This is a genomic window from Rhodococcus sp. IEGM 27, assembly GCF_033142305.1.
GTDB lineage: Bacteria > Actinomycetota > Actinomycetes > Mycobacteriales > Mycobacteriaceae > Rhodococcus_F > Rhodococcus_F oxybenzonivorans.
On record NZ_JAWLSG010000009.1, the window covers coordinates 25,191 to 41,410 of the forward strand.

General features: G+C 62.8%; 15 protein-coding genes. 5 read left to right on the plus strand and 10 right to left on the minus strand.

Annotated features, from left to right (window positions below):
- The first annotated feature begins 215 nt into the window (after positions 1 to 215).
- From R4P95_RS25840 to R4P95_RS25860, 5 genes are all read left to right on the plus strand, one after another.
- The gene (locus R4P95_RS25840) at positions 216 to 1,538 is read left to right on the plus strand and encodes an FAD-dependent oxidoreductase (RefSeq protein WP_317745702.1); all 1,323 of its coding nucleotides are present in this window, start codon (positions 216 to 218) and stop codon (positions 1,536 to 1,538) included.
- A gap of 465 nt (positions 1,539 to 2,003) precedes the next feature.
- The gene (locus R4P95_RS25845) at positions 2,004 to 2,792 is read left to right on the plus strand and encodes an SDR family oxidoreductase (protein WP_317745700.1); all 789 of its coding nucleotides are present in this window, start codon (positions 2,004 to 2,006) and stop codon (positions 2,790 to 2,792) included.
- Entirely contained in the window at positions 2,789 to 3,955 is a 1,167-nt protein-coding gene (locus R4P95_RS25850; protein ID WP_213575326.1) for an ABC transporter ATP-binding protein, read from the plus strand. The genes R4P95_RS25845 and R4P95_RS25850 overlap by 4 nt, the downstream gene beginning before the upstream one ends.
- A 5-nt stretch (positions 3,956 to 3,960) precedes the next feature.
- A complete protein-coding gene (locus R4P95_RS25855; protein WP_397517710.1) occupies positions 3,961 to 5,652 on the plus strand; it encodes an ABC transporter permease in 1,692 nt (563 codons plus the stop codon).
- A gap of 18 nt (positions 5,653 to 5,670) precedes the next feature.
- Positions 5,671 to 6,435, plus strand: coding sequence for an SDR family NAD(P)-dependent oxidoreductase (locus R4P95_RS25860; protein WP_397517696.1), 765 nt, complete (start codon positions 5,671 to 5,673; stop codon positions 6,433 to 6,435).
- A gap of 107 nt (positions 6,436 to 6,542) precedes the next feature.
- Here R4P95_RS25860 and R4P95_RS25865 read toward each other — a convergent pair whose 3' ends face one another.
- The 10 genes from R4P95_RS25865 to R4P95_RS25910 form a co-directional block, all read right to left on the minus strand.
- The gene (locus R4P95_RS25865; protein ID WP_213575321.1) at positions 6,543 to 7,559 is read right to left on the minus strand and encodes an MBL fold metallo-hydrolase; all 1,017 of its coding nucleotides are present in this window, start codon (positions 7,557 to 7,559) and stop codon (positions 6,543 to 6,545) included.
- Entirely contained in the window at positions 7,556 to 7,891 is a 336-nt protein-coding gene (locus R4P95_RS25870; protein ID WP_213575319.1) for an EthD domain-containing protein, read from the minus strand. Before R4P95_RS25870 ends, R4P95_RS25865 begins: the two co-directional genes overlap by 4 nt.
- 67 nt (positions 7,892 to 7,958) lie before the next feature.
- On the minus strand, positions 7,959 to 8,582 hold the full coding sequence (locus tag R4P95_RS25875; protein WP_317745698.1) for a TetR/AcrR family transcriptional regulator: 624 nt from the start codon (positions 8,580 to 8,582) through the stop codon (positions 7,959 to 7,961).
- Between the two features lie 40 nt (positions 8,583 to 8,622).
- Positions 8,623 to 10,119: a class I adenylate-forming enzyme family protein gene (locus R4P95_RS25880; RefSeq protein ID WP_397517711.1), complete on the minus strand. Its 1,497-nt coding sequence runs from the start codon at positions 10,117 to 10,119 to the stop codon at positions 8,623 to 8,625.
- Positions 10,120 to 10,182: 63 nt separating this feature from the next.
- A complete protein-coding gene (locus R4P95_RS25885; RefSeq protein WP_317745696.1) occupies positions 10,183 to 11,232 on the minus strand; it encodes an alcohol dehydrogenase catalytic domain-containing protein in 1,050 nt (349 codons plus the stop codon).
- Positions 11,232 to 12,020 carry an SDR family NAD(P)-dependent oxidoreductase gene (locus tag R4P95_RS25890; protein WP_213575311.1) on the minus strand — a complete coding sequence of 263 codons (789 nt, stop codon included), beginning with the start codon at positions 12,018 to 12,020 and terminating at the stop codon, positions 11,232 to 11,234. Before R4P95_RS25890 ends, R4P95_RS25885 begins: the two co-directional genes overlap by 1 nt.
- Before the next feature lie 17 nt (positions 12,021 to 12,037).
- The gene (locus R4P95_RS25895; protein WP_317745695.1) at positions 12,038 to 12,796 is read right to left on the minus strand and encodes a glucose 1-dehydrogenase; all 759 of its coding nucleotides are present in this window, start codon (positions 12,794 to 12,796) and stop codon (positions 12,038 to 12,040) included.
- Entirely contained in the window at positions 12,793 to 13,995 is a 1,203-nt protein-coding gene (locus R4P95_RS25900) for an acyl-CoA dehydrogenase family protein (RefSeq protein WP_317745693.1), read from the minus strand. The genes R4P95_RS25895 and R4P95_RS25900 overlap by 4 nt, the downstream gene beginning before the upstream one ends.
- A gap of 29 nt (positions 13,996 to 14,024) precedes the next feature.
- Positions 14,025 to 15,002, minus strand: coding sequence for a phosphotransferase family protein (locus tag R4P95_RS25905; protein WP_317745692.1), 978 nt, complete (start codon positions 15,000 to 15,002; stop codon positions 14,025 to 14,027).
- Positions 14,999 to 16,207 carry an acyl-CoA dehydrogenase family protein gene (locus R4P95_RS25910; RefSeq protein ID WP_213575305.1) on the minus strand — a complete coding sequence of 403 codons (1,209 nt, stop codon included), beginning with the start codon at positions 16,205 to 16,207 and terminating at the stop codon, positions 14,999 to 15,001. The genes R4P95_RS25905 and R4P95_RS25910 overlap by 4 nt, the downstream gene beginning before the upstream one ends.
- Positions 16,208 to 16,220 lie beyond the last annotated feature (13 nt).

Sequence of the window (16,220 nt, forward strand, 5' to 3'; positions counted from 1 at the left end):
GTTCAACATAGAGTGATGCAGCACACAATGCAAGTGGTGTGTGTACTGGCGGCTCTCCTTTTGCCGGGGTGTTCGTTGACACGTCCCCATGTTCGTGAAAATCTAACTGAACCGAAATCAGTTCTAGTGCCGTAAGCTGCATGTCACGGCCCTATCGTGGTGGCTGGTCGGGTCGCAGGACCCGGTCGACCCGGCCGCCGGAAGTGAGGAAGATCATGTTCAGCGGAGCTTTTGACCTCCTGGTTATCGGTGCGGGTATGGCCGGGCTGACCGCCGCAGCCAACTCTGCGCGCAACGGCAAGAAGGTATGCGTGGTCGAGGTCAGCGGCGACGTCGGCGGATCCGCTCGGTTTGCCGGCTATGCCTGGACCGCGCCGACGTACGAGATCATGAACGCCGAGAACCCACGTGGAGACGAGTCACTCAAACGAGCTCTGGTTGATCGCTTCACCGACGGGATCGAGTGGATCCGATCTGTAGGTATCGACGTCGACGATGCCCAGCGCATCCTGGATTTCGGTGGTCAGGGTCATAAGTTCGACACCAACCATTACATCGACACCTGCCGGCGGATGGTCATCGAAGCCGGGGGAGAACTCATGCTCCGCGCGGATACCGAGGCTCTGCTCGTGGAGAACCGTGGTGTCGTCGGTGCGACGGTGCGCGTCGATGGCGTGATCCGCGAGATCCGCTCGCTCAACACATTGCTCGCGACCGGTGGATTCCAGGGCGACAAAGAACTTCTTGCCGAGCACGTGCACCCCGACGCCGGGAAGATGCAGCTCCGGTCGAACCCGAACAGCTGTGGTGCCGGGTACCGGCTGGCCTCGGCTGTCGGTGCTTCGACCGGATCTGAGGACGCAGGCTTCTACGGGCACCTGATTCCCAGTGGCGTCGAACTGGCCGACCCCTCTGACTTCGTGGACATGTCGCTCTACTACAGCGAACATGCACTGCTGTTCAACCTGAACAACGAACGCTTCGTCGACGAGACGCTCGGTGACCATCTGACGACTATGGCTCTCCTTGATCAGCCTGAGAGTCGTGGGCTGTTGATCGCGGACGCACGCGTCCATCGCGACTGGATGTTGGCGTCCTACGTCGAAGGCGCCATCGCTCTCGACAAGTTCGATCTCGCCAACAGGCGAGGTGGAAGGGTCGGTATGGCCGAAGATCTCGACGAGTTCGAATACCTCCCGGGGGAGTGGGGATACGACGGCAAGGCCATCGCCGCGGCAGTCGCGGAATTCAACCGGGCCGCCGATGCCGGTGATCATCTCTCACCCAGCCGTACCCGTGATCGTGCGCCACTGGCGGAGGGGCCATACTACTTCATCGAGGCTGCTCCTGCCATCACCTTTCCGTTCCATGGCATCCGGATCGATGATCACGCGCGGGTGCTGGGCGCGGACGGCGCTCCGATCGCCGGATTGCTGGCCGCCGGCTCCGACACCGGCGGCCTCTGGTATCGGGCATATGCCGGCGGGATCGCGTCCGCCTTGGTTTTCGGGCTGACCGCAGCCACCACCGCGTGCTGACCGAGCGGCTTCGCTCATTTCTGACCCGAAATGAGCGGCGCGTTCAGTCGTGCCAACTGCGATCTCCGACAAAATCGAAGCAGATTCACTTCAGTGGGGCGTTCGTGATTGACATCACAAAGATTGGCCGATAGTGTCAAACTGACATTAGTTCAGTTCAGTTCTCGTTCCGTTGTTCGTTGAAAACTCGCGTTCGGTTCGAAGGGATACGGATATGACGAGGGTGGGCCCTACCTGGATGCTGCGCAGGCGCTCGCGGACTTGCTGGTGGCCCGCGAAGGCCGGACCGCGCTGAGCGGCGGCGCCGCAGTCCTCCTCGATATCCCGGGTCCAGTTGTCCGGGCGAAGGACATCGCGTCGGCCAGGTCGACGACCTGGCCCTGAGAAGGTCGGTCAGTACTCCCAAGGATGGGCGCATCTCTTCCAGAGCTGAGCACCGGTCAACACTCGAAAGGTATTACGACGATGGATGACATGGCGACGTCACTGCGTGGACTCACCATATTGGTGACCGGTGCATCCGGTGGTATAGGCGGAGCAAGCGCCGAACTCTTTGCCGCGCAGGGTGCAACAGTGTATCTCAGCGATGTCGACGATGCTGCGGGACAGGCGCGGGCACATGCCTTGGGTCCGGATGCCCACTATCTCCATCTCGACGTGACGAGTGAAGAAGACTGGGCTGCCGCCACATCGGCGATAGCTGCCAACGGGCACGTGCTCGGGGTTTTGGTCAACAGTGCGGGGGCGGCCATCAAGGCTCCGCTCCAACAGACATTCTTGGACGGCTTTCGGAAGATGCTCGACCTCAACTTGATCGGTACATTCCTCGGGATCAAAGCCGCAGCCGAGGCCATGGTCGACGGCGGTTCCATCGTCAACCTGGCCTCCCTGCGGGGTGTTTTGGCCACCGCGGAACTCGGGGCGTACGGTGCCGCGAAGTCCGGCGTTCGGACGCTGACCAGGGTTGCCGCCCTTGAATTGGCCGACCGCGGAATCCGTGTCAACGCGGTGTGTCCAGGGAGCATCGAAACCGAGATCACTTCGGTGCCGGACTTCGCGGCGGACGACACCACCGCCTACGTGCGCAGCATCCCGATGCGGCGACGAGGTTCTTCGGAGGAGGTGGCCAAGACGATCCGCTTCCTCGCCACCGATGACAGCGCCTACATCACCGGGACCGACCTCATCATCGACGGTGGTCAGGCCGCCGGTGTACGTACACCAAGGATCTTCACAGAAAGCGTCTCTAAATGACCTCCCAATTCAAAGTTTCCGGTCTGAACAAGAGTTACGGATCGAATGTGGTCGTCGATGAACTCGACCTGGACATCGAGGAAGGCGAGTTCCTGGTCCTGCTCGGACCCAGCGGTTGCGGCAAGACCACGACCCTGCGTTGTCTGGCCGGTCTCGAGACCCCGCAAGGTGGGTCGATCGAATTCGGGACCCAGACGGTCTTCGATGCGAGCACCAAGGTCGATGTTCCCGCGCACAAGCGCAATATCGGGATGGTATTCCAGTCCTATGCGTTGTGGCCGCACATGACCGTTCGCGACAACATCAAGTACCCGCTCGAGGTCCGCAAACTCAAGAAGGCGATCTCCGGCGGAGCGGTGGAAGCGGCTGCGGACATGGTCGATTGCGGCGCGCTGCTCGATCGGTACCCCTCCCAGCTCAGTGGTGGTCAGCAGCAGCGGGTCGCGGTGGCCCGCGGACTGGTCGCCCAGCCGGACTTGATGTTGTTCGACGAACCATTGAGCAACCTCGATGCGCGTCTCCGGGATCAGGTGCGGTCGCAGATCCACCAGCTGCACCAGAAGATCGGATTCACAGCCGTTTTCGTGACGCATGATCAGGCTGAGGCCTTCGCGTTGGGCGATCGTCTGGCAATCATGAAGTCGGGCAGGATCGAACAGTATGACGCTCCCGAACGTGTCTTCGAGATGCCGGCGTCCGAATACGTCGCCGCCTTCATCGGGATGGGCAATCGACTCGAACTCAAGCGTGGCCACGAAGGCTGGAAGACCAACGCAGGTGACGGCATCGATCTCGGTGGCGCCGTGGTGCGTGACCGGGCCGACGAGGGCACCAGCGCAGTCGCCCGCTTCCGTCCGGACGACGTTTTCCTGCACGAATCGTTACAGGACGTCCCGGTGGGCAACGTTCCCCTCCATGCCGAACTCGTCGACTACGAATACGCCGGCCGATACTTCGACGTCTCGGTCAAGACCGGTACCGAGCCGTTGGCGTTGCGGGCCCGGGCATCCGACCACGGAGCGCGGTTGCGTCAGCTGACACCCGGTGCGCCGTTGGTGATCAGCTTCTCGCCCGACAGCCTGCGGGTTTACGGTGAACCCAATGGTTCTGTAGTCGCCGAGCCCGATCTGGTCGCGGCAGGCAGTGGAGGAACCGCGTCATGACGACTATGACTGCAGTGGCGCCCACACGATCGTTCTCGATCCCGACACATTGGCGCGCTCGAATCGGCTACATAGCCTTGCTCGCGGTGCTCGCGTACCTCGTTGTCCTGCCTATGATCCGTCTGCAAGTGCTGGCATTCGAGGACGGTGCTGCCGGCTACAAATCGCAGTACGGCCGATACGACATTGCCAAGACCCTCGGGACCACCGCCGCCCTGGCGGTCGGGTCGCTGGTGATCGCCATGGTTTTGGGCACGCTTCTTGCCTATGCTGCCAGTCGCCTTCCCTCGAGACTGGGATGGCTCAAGATGATCCCGATCCTGCCGATCGTCATGCCTGCAGTCGCAAGCATCGTCGGGTGGGCGTTCCTGCTGTCACCCGGACCCGGCTATCTCAACGTCTTGCTGCGCAAACTTCCGTGGTGGAGCAGTCTCGACTCCGGGCCCGTGGACGTCTACTCGGTGCCGTGGATCATTATTCTCACCGGTTTCGGCCTCACGTCTTTCGTGTACTTGTTCGTCAGCTCCGGGATGCAGAACATCAGTTCCGAACACCTCGAGGCCGCGCAGATCAGCGGGTCGTCAACCATCGGTATCTTCTTCAAAGTGGTTCTCCCGCTCCTGCGCCCGTCCCTGATCTACGGCGGTGGTATCGCGCTGTTGCTCGGGCTCGGGCAGTTCACCGGTCCATTGATGCTCGGGCAGAACAGTGGAGTCAAAGTTCTCACCACTGAGATGTACGAACGGGTCTCACAATCGCCGTCGGATTTCGCCGCCGCGGCCGCAGCAGGTTCGCCACTTGTCATCTTCGGCCTCGCGGTGGTCCTCATCCAGAAGGGCTTGCTCGGCGACCAATCCCGGTTTGTCACCCACGGTGGAAAATCGTTCGTGAACCCCACCGGCCGAGGAACCTGGGCAGCTGTGACCATCGCGGTTTTCTCCCTGTTCGCGCTGGTACTTCCATTGATCGGTTTGATCATCGTCTCACTGACGCCGTACTGGTCGGGATCGCTGGGCTGGGACCTGTTCACGCTCGCGAACTACAAAGAACTGTTCCGCACCAACGCCATAGTGGAATCGGTCATCACGAGCGTTGTGACATCCATCGGCGCCGTCGCGATCTGTATCCCCATCGGCTACGTGATCGCGAACCTGCTGATCCGTGGACGTCGATACAAGATCCTCGGCTTGATCGGAGATCTGATAACGGCACTACCGATGGGCATTCCTGCGGTGATTTTCGGTGTCGGATTCCTGATGGTGTACACCGAACCGCCATTTATCCTCTACGGCACCCGAACAGTGATAATCCTGGTGTACGTCGTCCTGATGCTGCCTTTTGCAGTCAGGATGCAGATGACCTCGATGTTGTCACTGGGCAACACCTACACCGAAGCATCCGCGACCAGTGGGGCCTCCCCGCTCGTGACGACTCTTCGAATCATGTTGCCGCTCATGCGTCCCACGATCTTCAGTGCTGTGGCACTGATCTTCATCCTGCTCACCCACGAGTTTGCGGCGTCACTCCTCGTCCGCGCGTCCACCACGCAGGTCATGGGTACCCTGCTCTACGACATGTGGCAGAACGGCTCGTACCCGATGGTGGCCGCGATGGCCTTGCTGATGACGGCGGTGACCACAGTAGGTGTAGCGATCGCAATGATCGTCGGTGGCCGCAATGTCCTGAGTAAGTTGTGACGGGAAGGGATCAGGACAGTGACTTCGATGGACACCAGACTCCGCGACAAAGTGGTGCTCGTGACGGGAGCCACCGGAGGGATCGGGATCGAGATCGTCGCGCGCCTCGCCGATGAGGGCGCCCACGTGGTGGCTACCGATGTCGACGCGCAGGCGTGCGAGAAGCTGGTGTCGGCGCAGGAACAGCCCGACCGACACCAGGGACTTGCTCTGGACATCACACAGGAGTCGCAGTGGCAGAGCGTGGTTGAGGCTGTCTCGGCCCGTTACGGGCGGCTCGACACCGTAGTGAACAACGGAGCGATCGGTAGCCTGGAGACCGTCGTCGATGAAGACCTCGACCGCTACAACCGGGTCATCGCGGTGAGTCAGACCGGAACCTGGCTCGGCATGAAGCACGCCGGCAATCTTATCGAACGGACGGGCGGCGGCTCCGTCGTCAACATCTGTTCGATCCTGGGTACCGTGGGCGGTCTGGGCAACAGCTTCGCCTACGCGGCCGCCAAGGGTGCAGTGCGCACGATGACCAAGAACGCTGCGTTGCACTGGGCCACCAAGGGCGTGCGAGTAAATTCGGTACACCCCGGTTTCATCGAGACCGAACAGCTGCTCGAACGTTTCGAGGGGACCGAACGTCATCGGGCGATGGTTGCGCACACTCCGATGGGACGGCTGGGCCGAGCGTCGGAGGTAGCCGCGATGGTGGCGTTCCTCGCGAGCGACGATTCGACGTTCGTGACCGGATCCGAACTCTACGTCGATGGTGGTTGGACTGCCGACTGAAAGAGTTTCATCCTCCCCGAGAGAGCAAGAATTCGTCCCCGTAGGGGTATCCCGGAAATCATGTACCCGGGCTACCCATACGGGGACGTAGGTGGTGTTCGACTTCCTCAGCTCATGCTGAAGACGTCCACGCCGTCTTCGGTGACTACCGACAGGAGGTCACGGTCGACGAGGACGTCGAGGTGTGCCAGTGTCTCGCAGGTAGCGACCATTTGATTGAAGCAATCGAGTGCGTCGAATGCGCGCTCGCGGCGCGTCCACCTAAGGGCCTGAGCGACTCGCAGACCGGTGCTCGGACCTAATCGTGCAACAACATTACGCGTTTGGTTCAAGCGGTGGTCGTGGTGTGCGAGCAGTTCCAGGCAGCGCGCGCGTACGTGGGTGCCGGCCGGACCGTGGGCCGGCAACATGACTCGTTCCGGCTCGTCGAGCATCAGCGTCAGAGACCGTAGGTACTGCCCCAGGGGTAGTTCCCAGTTGCCGAGTTCGAACCCGATGGACGGTGTGATCGTCGGCAGCACGTGATCGCCGGTGTAACACACACCTCGGTCGACATCGTGAAAGACCATGTGGCCCTTGGTGTGGCCGGGGGTGTGGGTGGCGATCAACGAGTGACCGGCGATGTCGACTGGGCCAGGGGACAGCCAGATATCGGGCTGTTCCCAGTCGGCGAGGGCGAAAGGCTCGGCGATCGCCGTCCGGTGCGTCTGCTCGGCGATGACGGTGTCGCCCGCACGATGAAGTTCGCGGAGCGAACTCTCGGGGACATTGCTGTTCAGCCTCGCGATAGCGGCGATTCCCGGGGCCTCGGCGCGGCCGAGGTGGATCCGGGATCCGTGGCGGCGTCGCAATTCCACCGCAAACGTGTAGTGGTCGCGATGTACGTGGGTGACGTAGATGTCGTGGATGTCCGCAGGCGAATATCCGATCCGAGTGAGCGCCGCGGAAAGTTCGTGGTGGGTCGACGGGCGGTGCCACCCACCATCGATCAGCGCCAATCCGTTGTCGGTCTCCAACGCGTACACGTTGATCGCGCGCAATCCGTCTTGCGGCATCTCCAGCGGGATTCGGTGGACGCCCTCGGCGACTTGGTGGGCACCGGCCTCGGCCCACTCGGAGGTCATTCGCCGGTGGTGACGAGGGGAATCATAGTTTTCTCGTCGCCGTACCACATCATTCGACGACCACCCATGGTTCCGACGTGGTCGACCGCAGCCTGCCATTCCGGGCTCGCCAACGCGATGTCGAGGCATTCACGTGATGCGAAGCTCAGGACCGAGAGGCCGTCCCAGCCTTCTGACCGACTGCCGAAGGATTCGAGAAGTTCGGTGTGCTGCCAACGCAGCAATCCGGGGAGCGGGTAGGTGACTTCGGCATGCTCTCCGCGCCACCACGTCATAAATTGCTCGTGGGTCCAGTCGGTGGGACGGGCGGCGATGAGAATGAGGTTGTACATCAAGTCTCCTAAGTGAATTCTGTTCATTTCAGCGCGGCGTCGGCAGGGCGCGCCGACCGCAAGATGCCTACGCGCGAACGACGCGTAGGGCCGCGTCGGTAACCAGCGCGGTAATCTCGTCGAGTGTGACCTTGCCGCCTGGGCGGTACCAGCGCCAGACGCTGATGACCAGCGCGAGTACCAAGCGGCCCTGTAGATGCGCGTCGGAATCGACGAAGTCGCCGGATTTGATCCCGCGGGTAATGAGATCGGTCCAGTCTTGTTCGATCTTGGCGACGAGTTCGCGAGACCGGAGACGCTCGGCCTCCTCTTTGACCGACTGCCGTTCGGTGGCCAGCAAATCCATATGGTTCTGCAGGATGCGACGCTGTAAGGCATCTGTCGGCGATGCCTCGAGGGACACGGCAACGGCTGCGCGTAATGCTTCGACCGGGTCGGACGTCTCGGCTGTGGCGGCGGTGAACCGTTCGGCCGAGTCGGCCAACTCGAGTCGCATGATGGTCAGCAGACAGTGTGCCTTTGACTCGAAGTAGTGATAGAGCGCGGTCTGGCCGATGCCCACTTCGTCGGCAATGGATGCCCACTTGGTGTGTTCGTAACCCACCTTGCCGAATTGATCGATCGCGACCGACAGAATGAGACTGCGCTTGGACCGCGGGCTCTCCCGGCGAACCTCGGTATCAGTGCTCATGGGTCCCCCTGTAATTGGACAAGTACACGCGTGCTCGAGTCTACCTGCCCTGAGGTGAATTAGGGTCAATTTTAGTAGCCAGGGTAGACGCCATGCTCACCGCATCGGGTCGTGACAACTTACCAACACGGTTCTGAGGTAGGTCATCAACGGTGAAGACGTACTCGGGCCATTTGAACTTGGGGAAGTTTGCCGCAGCAAGCTGTTCTGTCACACGCTCGAGAGTGAGATTTTCACATTCGGTGACTACCAGCGCCGCAGCCCGCTCGCCGAGGAGGTCATCGGGAACAGGGACCACACATACTTGAACGACACCGGGAAGGTCGGCGATCGCCGACTCCATCTCGTTGACGTCGATGTTGCGGCCACCGCGGATGATGATCTGCTTTTTACGTCCTATCACCTGGACGGTGCCGTCGTTGCCGACCTCCACGAGATCGCCGGTGGGCAGGAACCCGTCCTGGGTCAGCGTCGGCGGGACCGGGATGCCGCCACGTGCGTAGCCGACAAACATCGATGGACCCTTCACCTGGGCGTCGCCGATCTCACCGGTGGGTACCGGGAGACCGTCGGAATCGACGGCCCGCACGATGGTGCAGGGAAAGGGGCGCCCGTCCCGGCCGAGGCGGACGGCCGGGGGATCGTCGAGCGCTGGTGTGGTGTGGCCCAGGCACTCGGACATCCCGAACACCCGCAGGAATGTGGTTCCCAGTGTTGTCTCGGCCTTCTCTAGTGCCCCCTCGTTCATCGGGCCACCGCCCACCGTCAGGGCCCGAACGGCCGAGAGCCTGCCTTCGGAGCCCTCGGTCACCGAGAGCTGTAGCGCCATGGTGGGCACCAGCATCGTCCACGCAACACCGTTCTTCTCCATCGCGTCGACTGCCCCGGCGGGCGACCACTTACCGATCGCCACGAGGGGTCCACCAAGGTAGGCCGGCAGATACATGCCGAAGCAGAATGCAGCTACCGAAGACAATGGGACAAACGCGCCGATCGCGTCACCCGGTTGCAGTCCGACGGTGTCGATCGTGCTCTGGCATGCGTACCGGATTGCCTCTTCGGACTGGACAACGCACTTGGGGCGTCCAGTCGAACCGGAGGTCATCGCAATCGCGGTGCCACCCTGCCAGCGTGCAATGTCGCCGAACCCTCGCGGAGCAGAACGTAGTAACAGCGTATCGAACGCCTGTTCGGAGTCGGGAAAACGCGCGGAGTCGATGCCCCATTGCGAAAGTGAGGTCGGATCGGCCACAACGATGTCAGGGGCGATGTCCTCGAGTGCCAACTCGAACTCGGCTTCGGTGGCGTGGGGGCTGAAGACGGCGACCAAGCCGCCCCGTAACCCGACGGCCACGGCGGTGGCCAAGGTATGCCAGGTGTTGTCGGCCTGGATGAGCGCGGTGGGCGGTGCCTCATCGATGCCTGCGATCCGGTCGGCGAGCGTACGGGCGGCATCGACAATCGACCCGATTGTGTGGCTCCCCAGCTGGTCGATGACGGCAACCGCATCGGGGTCGGACTCGGCCCGGGCGACCATCTCCTGTGCAAGTTGCTTCACTGCGCTGTCTCTTTCATCGTCGCGGTCGTAAAAATTATGAACTCAAAGGCCGGGGACAAGGACTCCGCGGCCGGCGAACGAGCCCGAACGTAGTTGTCGGTAGGCATCCGGAACTTCGGAGAAACTGAATCTCGTGACCTCAGCATGCAAGGTGCCGGCTTGTGCCATCGCAACCACGTCCCGGAGGTCGTCGGTAGTGCCCCAGAACGGGGCACCGACCTGCCAGCCGCTGGGGAAACCGAGGTCTTTGCCGACGGTGAGTCGTCCGCCGGCGCTGCCGACGACGACGATTCGCCCGCCGGGCGCAAGCAGCCCCGGTGCGGGTCCGATGGTCGGTGGTGCACCGACGAAGTCGAAGATCAGATCGGCTCCGCCGAGGGTCGCGATGTCGCGTGCAGCCCCCTCGAGTGTCAGATGGCATCCCTGCGCGCCCGATTCGATGGCCAGCGCGTGAGCCTGCTCGCGGGTGTCCACGGCGACGATTCGGCGGACACCGAGTGCCCGCAGGATCTGGACGGCCAGGTGGCCGAGTCCGCCTATTCCGACGACCACGGCAACAGTGTCACTGTCGATCAGGTCATTGTGCAGACGAATCGCGTGATAGGCGGTGAGTCCGGCGTCAGCCAGCGGTGCAGCCTGTTCGGCAGGCAGGGCGCCGGTGGGAACGAGTACGTCGGCAGACGGGACCACCATGAGTTCGGCGAGACCGCCGTGATGACCGAGACCGTTGCCCATCGGTGAGAGGCGACCGTCCTGCCGGGGGACGAGCTCGAGGCAGTAGTTCTGTCGACCACGTCGACAGTTCCGGCAAGCCTGGCAGGGCCAGATGCCGTGCACCACCACCGATTCGCCGATCAGGCTGCGGTCCCCTTCTGGTCCGGCGTCGATGACGACGCCGGCGACCTCGTGGCCGAGGGTCAGGGGTAGCGGATAATCGAACCGCCCGGCGGGGGAGTCCATGACGCCGAGGTCGGATCGGCACAATCCGGCCGCGCCGACCTTGATCAGGAGCTGTTTGCCGGTGAATGCAGGTTCGGGGATCTCACGAACTACAGGTGATTCGCCCCATGCTGTGAGCTGAACGGCCAACATCAGCGCGCGGTCCAGCCACCGTCGACGATGAGTGTCTGACCAGTCATGTAGATCGACGCGTCCGAGGCGAGGAAGAGCACGGCCCCGTTGATCTCACCCTCGATGCCGCCGCGGCCGAGCATGGTGTTCCGGCGTACCCAGCCTGCGGACTTGTCGTTGCTGAAGAGGCCGTCGGTCATCTCGGTATCGAACCACCCGGGGACAACCGCGTTCACACGGATACCCCGGCGGCCCCATTGACCGGCGAGTTCGCGGGTGAGTCCTAGCGTGCCTGCCTTGGATGCGGCATAACTTGCACCGCCGATCGGGGCGGTGGAGACCAAGCCGATCACCGAGGAGATGTTGATGTACGACGCCTGCTCGCCCTCGGCGAGGCGGCCGGCCGCGTATGTGGCCAGGTGGAATCCCGCCACCAGGTTGACCTCGAGAATCGAGTTGAACCCCTCGGCGGTCTCCTGTTCGGCTTGTGGGGGGCCGGGCTTGCCGGCGTTGTTGACCAGGATGTCGAGGCGGCCGGAGCGGTTGTAGCACTCGTCGACCAGGGCCTTGCGATCACTGTCGTCGGTGATGTCGCACTGCACGGGAACGATGCCGGGGATCTCGTCGGCAAGCGCGTGGAGCCGGTCGAGTCTGCGCGCGGCGGCGTAGACCGTGGCGCCGGCGCCGGCGAGTGTGCGGGCAAAGCCGAGTCCGAGTCCCGACGACGCACCGGTGACGATCGCGGCACGGCCGGATAGCCCGAACATCGAGGTGAGCATTGATTCGCGTGCGGAGCTGTTGTCGGTCATCACTTCTCCAGTCGGCATCAGTAGACCGCGGTTCGTCCACCATCAACGGGGATGATGGCACCGGTGGTGTAACCGGCTGCGTCAGAGGCCAGGTAGGTAACCACTCCGGCGATTTCGGCTGGTAGCCCGAGGCGGCCTGCCGGCAGTCGGTCGATGATCTTGCCGATGAACTCGTCGTCCCAGTTCTCTGCCATGTCGGTGGCGAAACCACCGGGCATCACACAGTTGACACGGACGGTCGGGCCGTACTCCTGTGCGAATGCGCGGGTGAGGGCGTTGAGTCCGTTCTTGGCCGCGGCATACATCGCCTCGGGAGGGCTGGGGCGCTCGGCACCGATACTCGAGATGTTGATGATTGATCCCCCGCCGGCGGCGACCATGCGGTCACCGGCAACGGCCATCAAGCGGAACGGCCCCTTGAGGTTGACCTCGATGGTTTTGTCCCACAGTCCTTCGGAGACCGAGGCCAAATTCTTCGCCAACGGTGCGATACCCGCGTTGTTGACGACGATGTCGAGGCTCCCGAACTGCTCGATGATCGAATCGACGGCAGGTTCGATGCTGTCCCATTTGCCGACGTGCAGTGCAAACGGGTGGGCGGTGCCGGGGCCGGATTCATTCAATGCCGCAACGGCGCCCTCGCAGGCCTCGATCTTGCGGCTTGACACGATCACGGTGGCGCCGGCTTCGAGGAGGCCGCGGGAGATGGCCAGGCCGAGGCCCCGGCTCGCGCCGGTGACAAGAGCGACCTTGCCCGTCAGATCTGTTGTGTTCATCTGTGCTTCTTCACTTCCAGGCGTGCGATGGTCCGCAGGTGCACTTCGTTCGGGCCGTCGGCGATCTGTAGAGCACGCGTGATGGCGTGCAGGCGGGCGAGGATCGTGTCGTCGCTGACCCCTGCTGCGCCGTACGTCTGGACGGCGCGGTTGACCACGTTGTGTGCGACTTCCATCGCGGAGACTTTGATCGCGGCCACTTCTGATCGGGCGGCCGCATTGCCCTTGGTGTCCATCAGCCAGGCCGACTCGAGGACGAGGAGACGAATTTGGTCGATCTCGATGCGGCTGCGAGCAATCCATTCGCGGACGACACCTTGGTCGGACAGCGGTCCGCCGAAGGCGATGCGCTCCAACGACCGTTTGCACATCATGTCGAGTGCGCGCTCGGCCATCCCGATTGCGCGCATCGCGTAGTGCATTCGGCCGGGGCCGAGGCGACCCTGGGCGATGGCGAAGCCGTCACCCTCGGCACCGAGCATGTTGCTCGCCGGCACCCGTACGTCGGTGAACTGGACCTCGCCATGTCCGAGGCGGTCTTTGAACCCGAACATCGGCAGATCGCGTAGGACCTCGATGCCGGGTGCGTCAGCCGGAACCAGGATCATGCTCTGCTGACGGTAGGTCGGGCCTTCCGGATCGGACTTGCCCATGAAAATGATGAGTTTGCAATCCGGGTCCAGGACGCCGGAGGTGTACCACTTGCGGCCGTTGAGTACGTACTCGTCGCCGTCACGGGTGATGGTCGAGGTGATGTTGGTGGCGTCCGAGCTGGCGACGGAGGGCTCGGTCATGGCAAATGCAGAACGAATGCTGCAGTCCAGCAATGGTTTGAGCCACTGCTGCTTCTGCTCCTCGGTGCCGAACATGGCCAGGATTTCCATGTTGCCGGTGTCGGGGGCCGAGCAGTTGATGGTCTCGTTGCCGATGATCGACCGGCCGACGACCTCGGCCAGTGGTGCGTATTCGAGGTTGGTGAGCCCGGCACCCAGGTTGTCGTGGCACATGAACAGATTCCAGAGCCCCTGCTCACGAGCGGTGTTCTGCAGCTCGCGCATGATCTGTGGTTGCTCGTGCGGGTTCTCGTTGGCCGCGATCTGTGCGTCGTACACCGTCTCGGCGGGGTATACATGCTCGGTCATGAAAGTTTCGAGCTTGTCCTTCAGTTCCTCGGTGCGAGGGGAATAGGCGAAATCCACGATGACTCCTGCGGTTTGAAGGTGCTCGTCTACGGACGCAGCAGGGCGGTACCGGTCTCGATCAAACGATTGATCGTGGCCGGGAGTTTTTCTTGATCTGGGTCGTGATGGCGGCCCTCGCGATGGCGACGCAGGTTGTGGCCCATGATGGCGGCCATCTTCAGCCGACCCAGTGCATTGAACCAGTTCTGGTCGGGCAGATTCGATGATCCACCGGTGTAGAGCGCGACGAGTTCATCTTCGGTGGGCAGCCCAGGTACCTTTCGTCCCACACCGGGAAAGTTGCTGCCGTCGGCGAAGACGAGGAACCAGCCGAGTTCGACGCGTGGATCACCGGCACTCCAGATCTCCCAGTCGATCAGGGCGACCGGTTTGAGTCCCTGGGACAGAATGTTGCCGAGACGATAGTCACCGTGCACGAGGGTGGGGGTGACGGGCTCAGGTATATCAGCTTCGAGCTGGGTGAGCAGTGTGTCACCGCCGACCACGAGCTCGGGAGGCACCGCGCCCAGCGTCTTCGCCCATCGCGTCAATTCACCTTCGGGGGAGAGAGGTTCGGAGATCCCCGGTATCGAAGCGAGGTCGACCGCATGCAAGAGCGGGAGCACCTCGGCGGCACGACGCATACGCGCGGCGGCAAGCGTCGGCTCGACGGCAGGTTCGTCGAGTACCGGTTCCAGTGATTCGCCGGTGACGAACTCCATCGCGAACCAAGCGGGTTCCTGCTCGTCGACGGTGAGGATGCGGGGTACGGGAACGTCGGTGTGCTCGAGTGCCTGCAAGATTGTGGCCTGCCGCAGCATGTCATGCCGGCCGATCGAGCGCTGGCCTTCGGGAACGGCCTTGATCACCACGTCGGGCCCGGAGGTGCTGACCCGATAGGTGAGACCGGAGTGTCCTCCGGGAAGCACCTGGAAATCGGTCATGGTGAGCCCGCAGTCGGACTGTAGGCGCTGTGCGACCCTGAATTTAAGATCTGAGCTGATTGTGAGATTCGGGCCGGTCATGGTCGCGGCTCCCTCGGTAGCCCGAGCACTCGTTCGGCGATGATATTGTGCTGGATCTCGTCGGTGCCGCCGGCGATCTTGTACCCGGGGGCGCCCAGAACATGCTCACTCCAGGCGAAGGTTCCCCACCTCCCGGAATCGGCGGTGAGGTCGCGGCCGAGCAGCATCCGAGCGACCTCGGATGTCCGGGCCATAGTGTCGGTGGCCAGCAGCTTACCGAGCGAGGCCTCGGGGCCTGGATTGTTTCCGGCCACCAGGGCGCCTGCAACCCGCATGTTGCTGACACGCTGCAGGTAGCTGCGGGTGACGAGGTCGGCGACCTTGTCGCGCTCGATCTCGCTCAGTTCACGACCGAGGTTCTGGGCCAGTGCCACCGCCTGATCGGCGTTGGCCAGGCCCAAATTGCCGCCGTCGAGACGTTCGGCCGCAAGTACGGTGAGCGCGACTTGCCAGCCCTTGCCGACCGGGCCGAGGCGGTAGGTGTCATCGAGGGTGACGGTGTCGAGGTAGACCTCGTTGAACGAGCTGCCGCCGGTCATCTGCCGGATGGGTCGGATGGTGACGCCGCGGGCGTCCATCGGGACCAGGAATACGGTAAGTCCGGCGTGCTTGGCGGCGGCCGGATCGGTCCGGCAGACCGCGACGCCGAAGTCGGACACCGAAGCGCCCGATGTCCAGACCTTGTGGCCGTCGATTTGCCATGTGCGGTCCGGATTCTGAACTGCCTTGGTGCGGACGGCCGCGAGATCGGAGCCGGCCTCGGTTTCGGAGAACAGCTGGCAGGCGATGAGATCGGTGCGCAGTAGAGCGCGCACGTAACGGGCCTTCTGCTCTTCGGTGCCCCACTGCGCGATAGTCGGTGCCACCAATTGTTGTGTCACCGAGAACATCTCGGTTCGACGAGGAATATCGAAGGCTTCTTCGGCCCGCCGGAAGGCGAGCACGTACGACAACGGTAAGTCGTGACCGCCATATTCGGTCGGCCAATTCAGTGCACCCCATCCGGCGTCGAACTTGAGCTTCTCGTAGCGCGAGATCTCGTCGGTGTGCTCCCGCTCCTGCTCAGCGGTCCAGTTCTCGAAGACCGCCACCGAGTCGGAACCGCTGCCCCAGACCGATGCGGTGCGGGGCGGGGCCACACTTTGAAGCCATGCGACTGCCTCATCGGTGAAGGTGGTCAGTGCGGGAAGGGTTTGTGCTGTCACTGAATTACTCTCT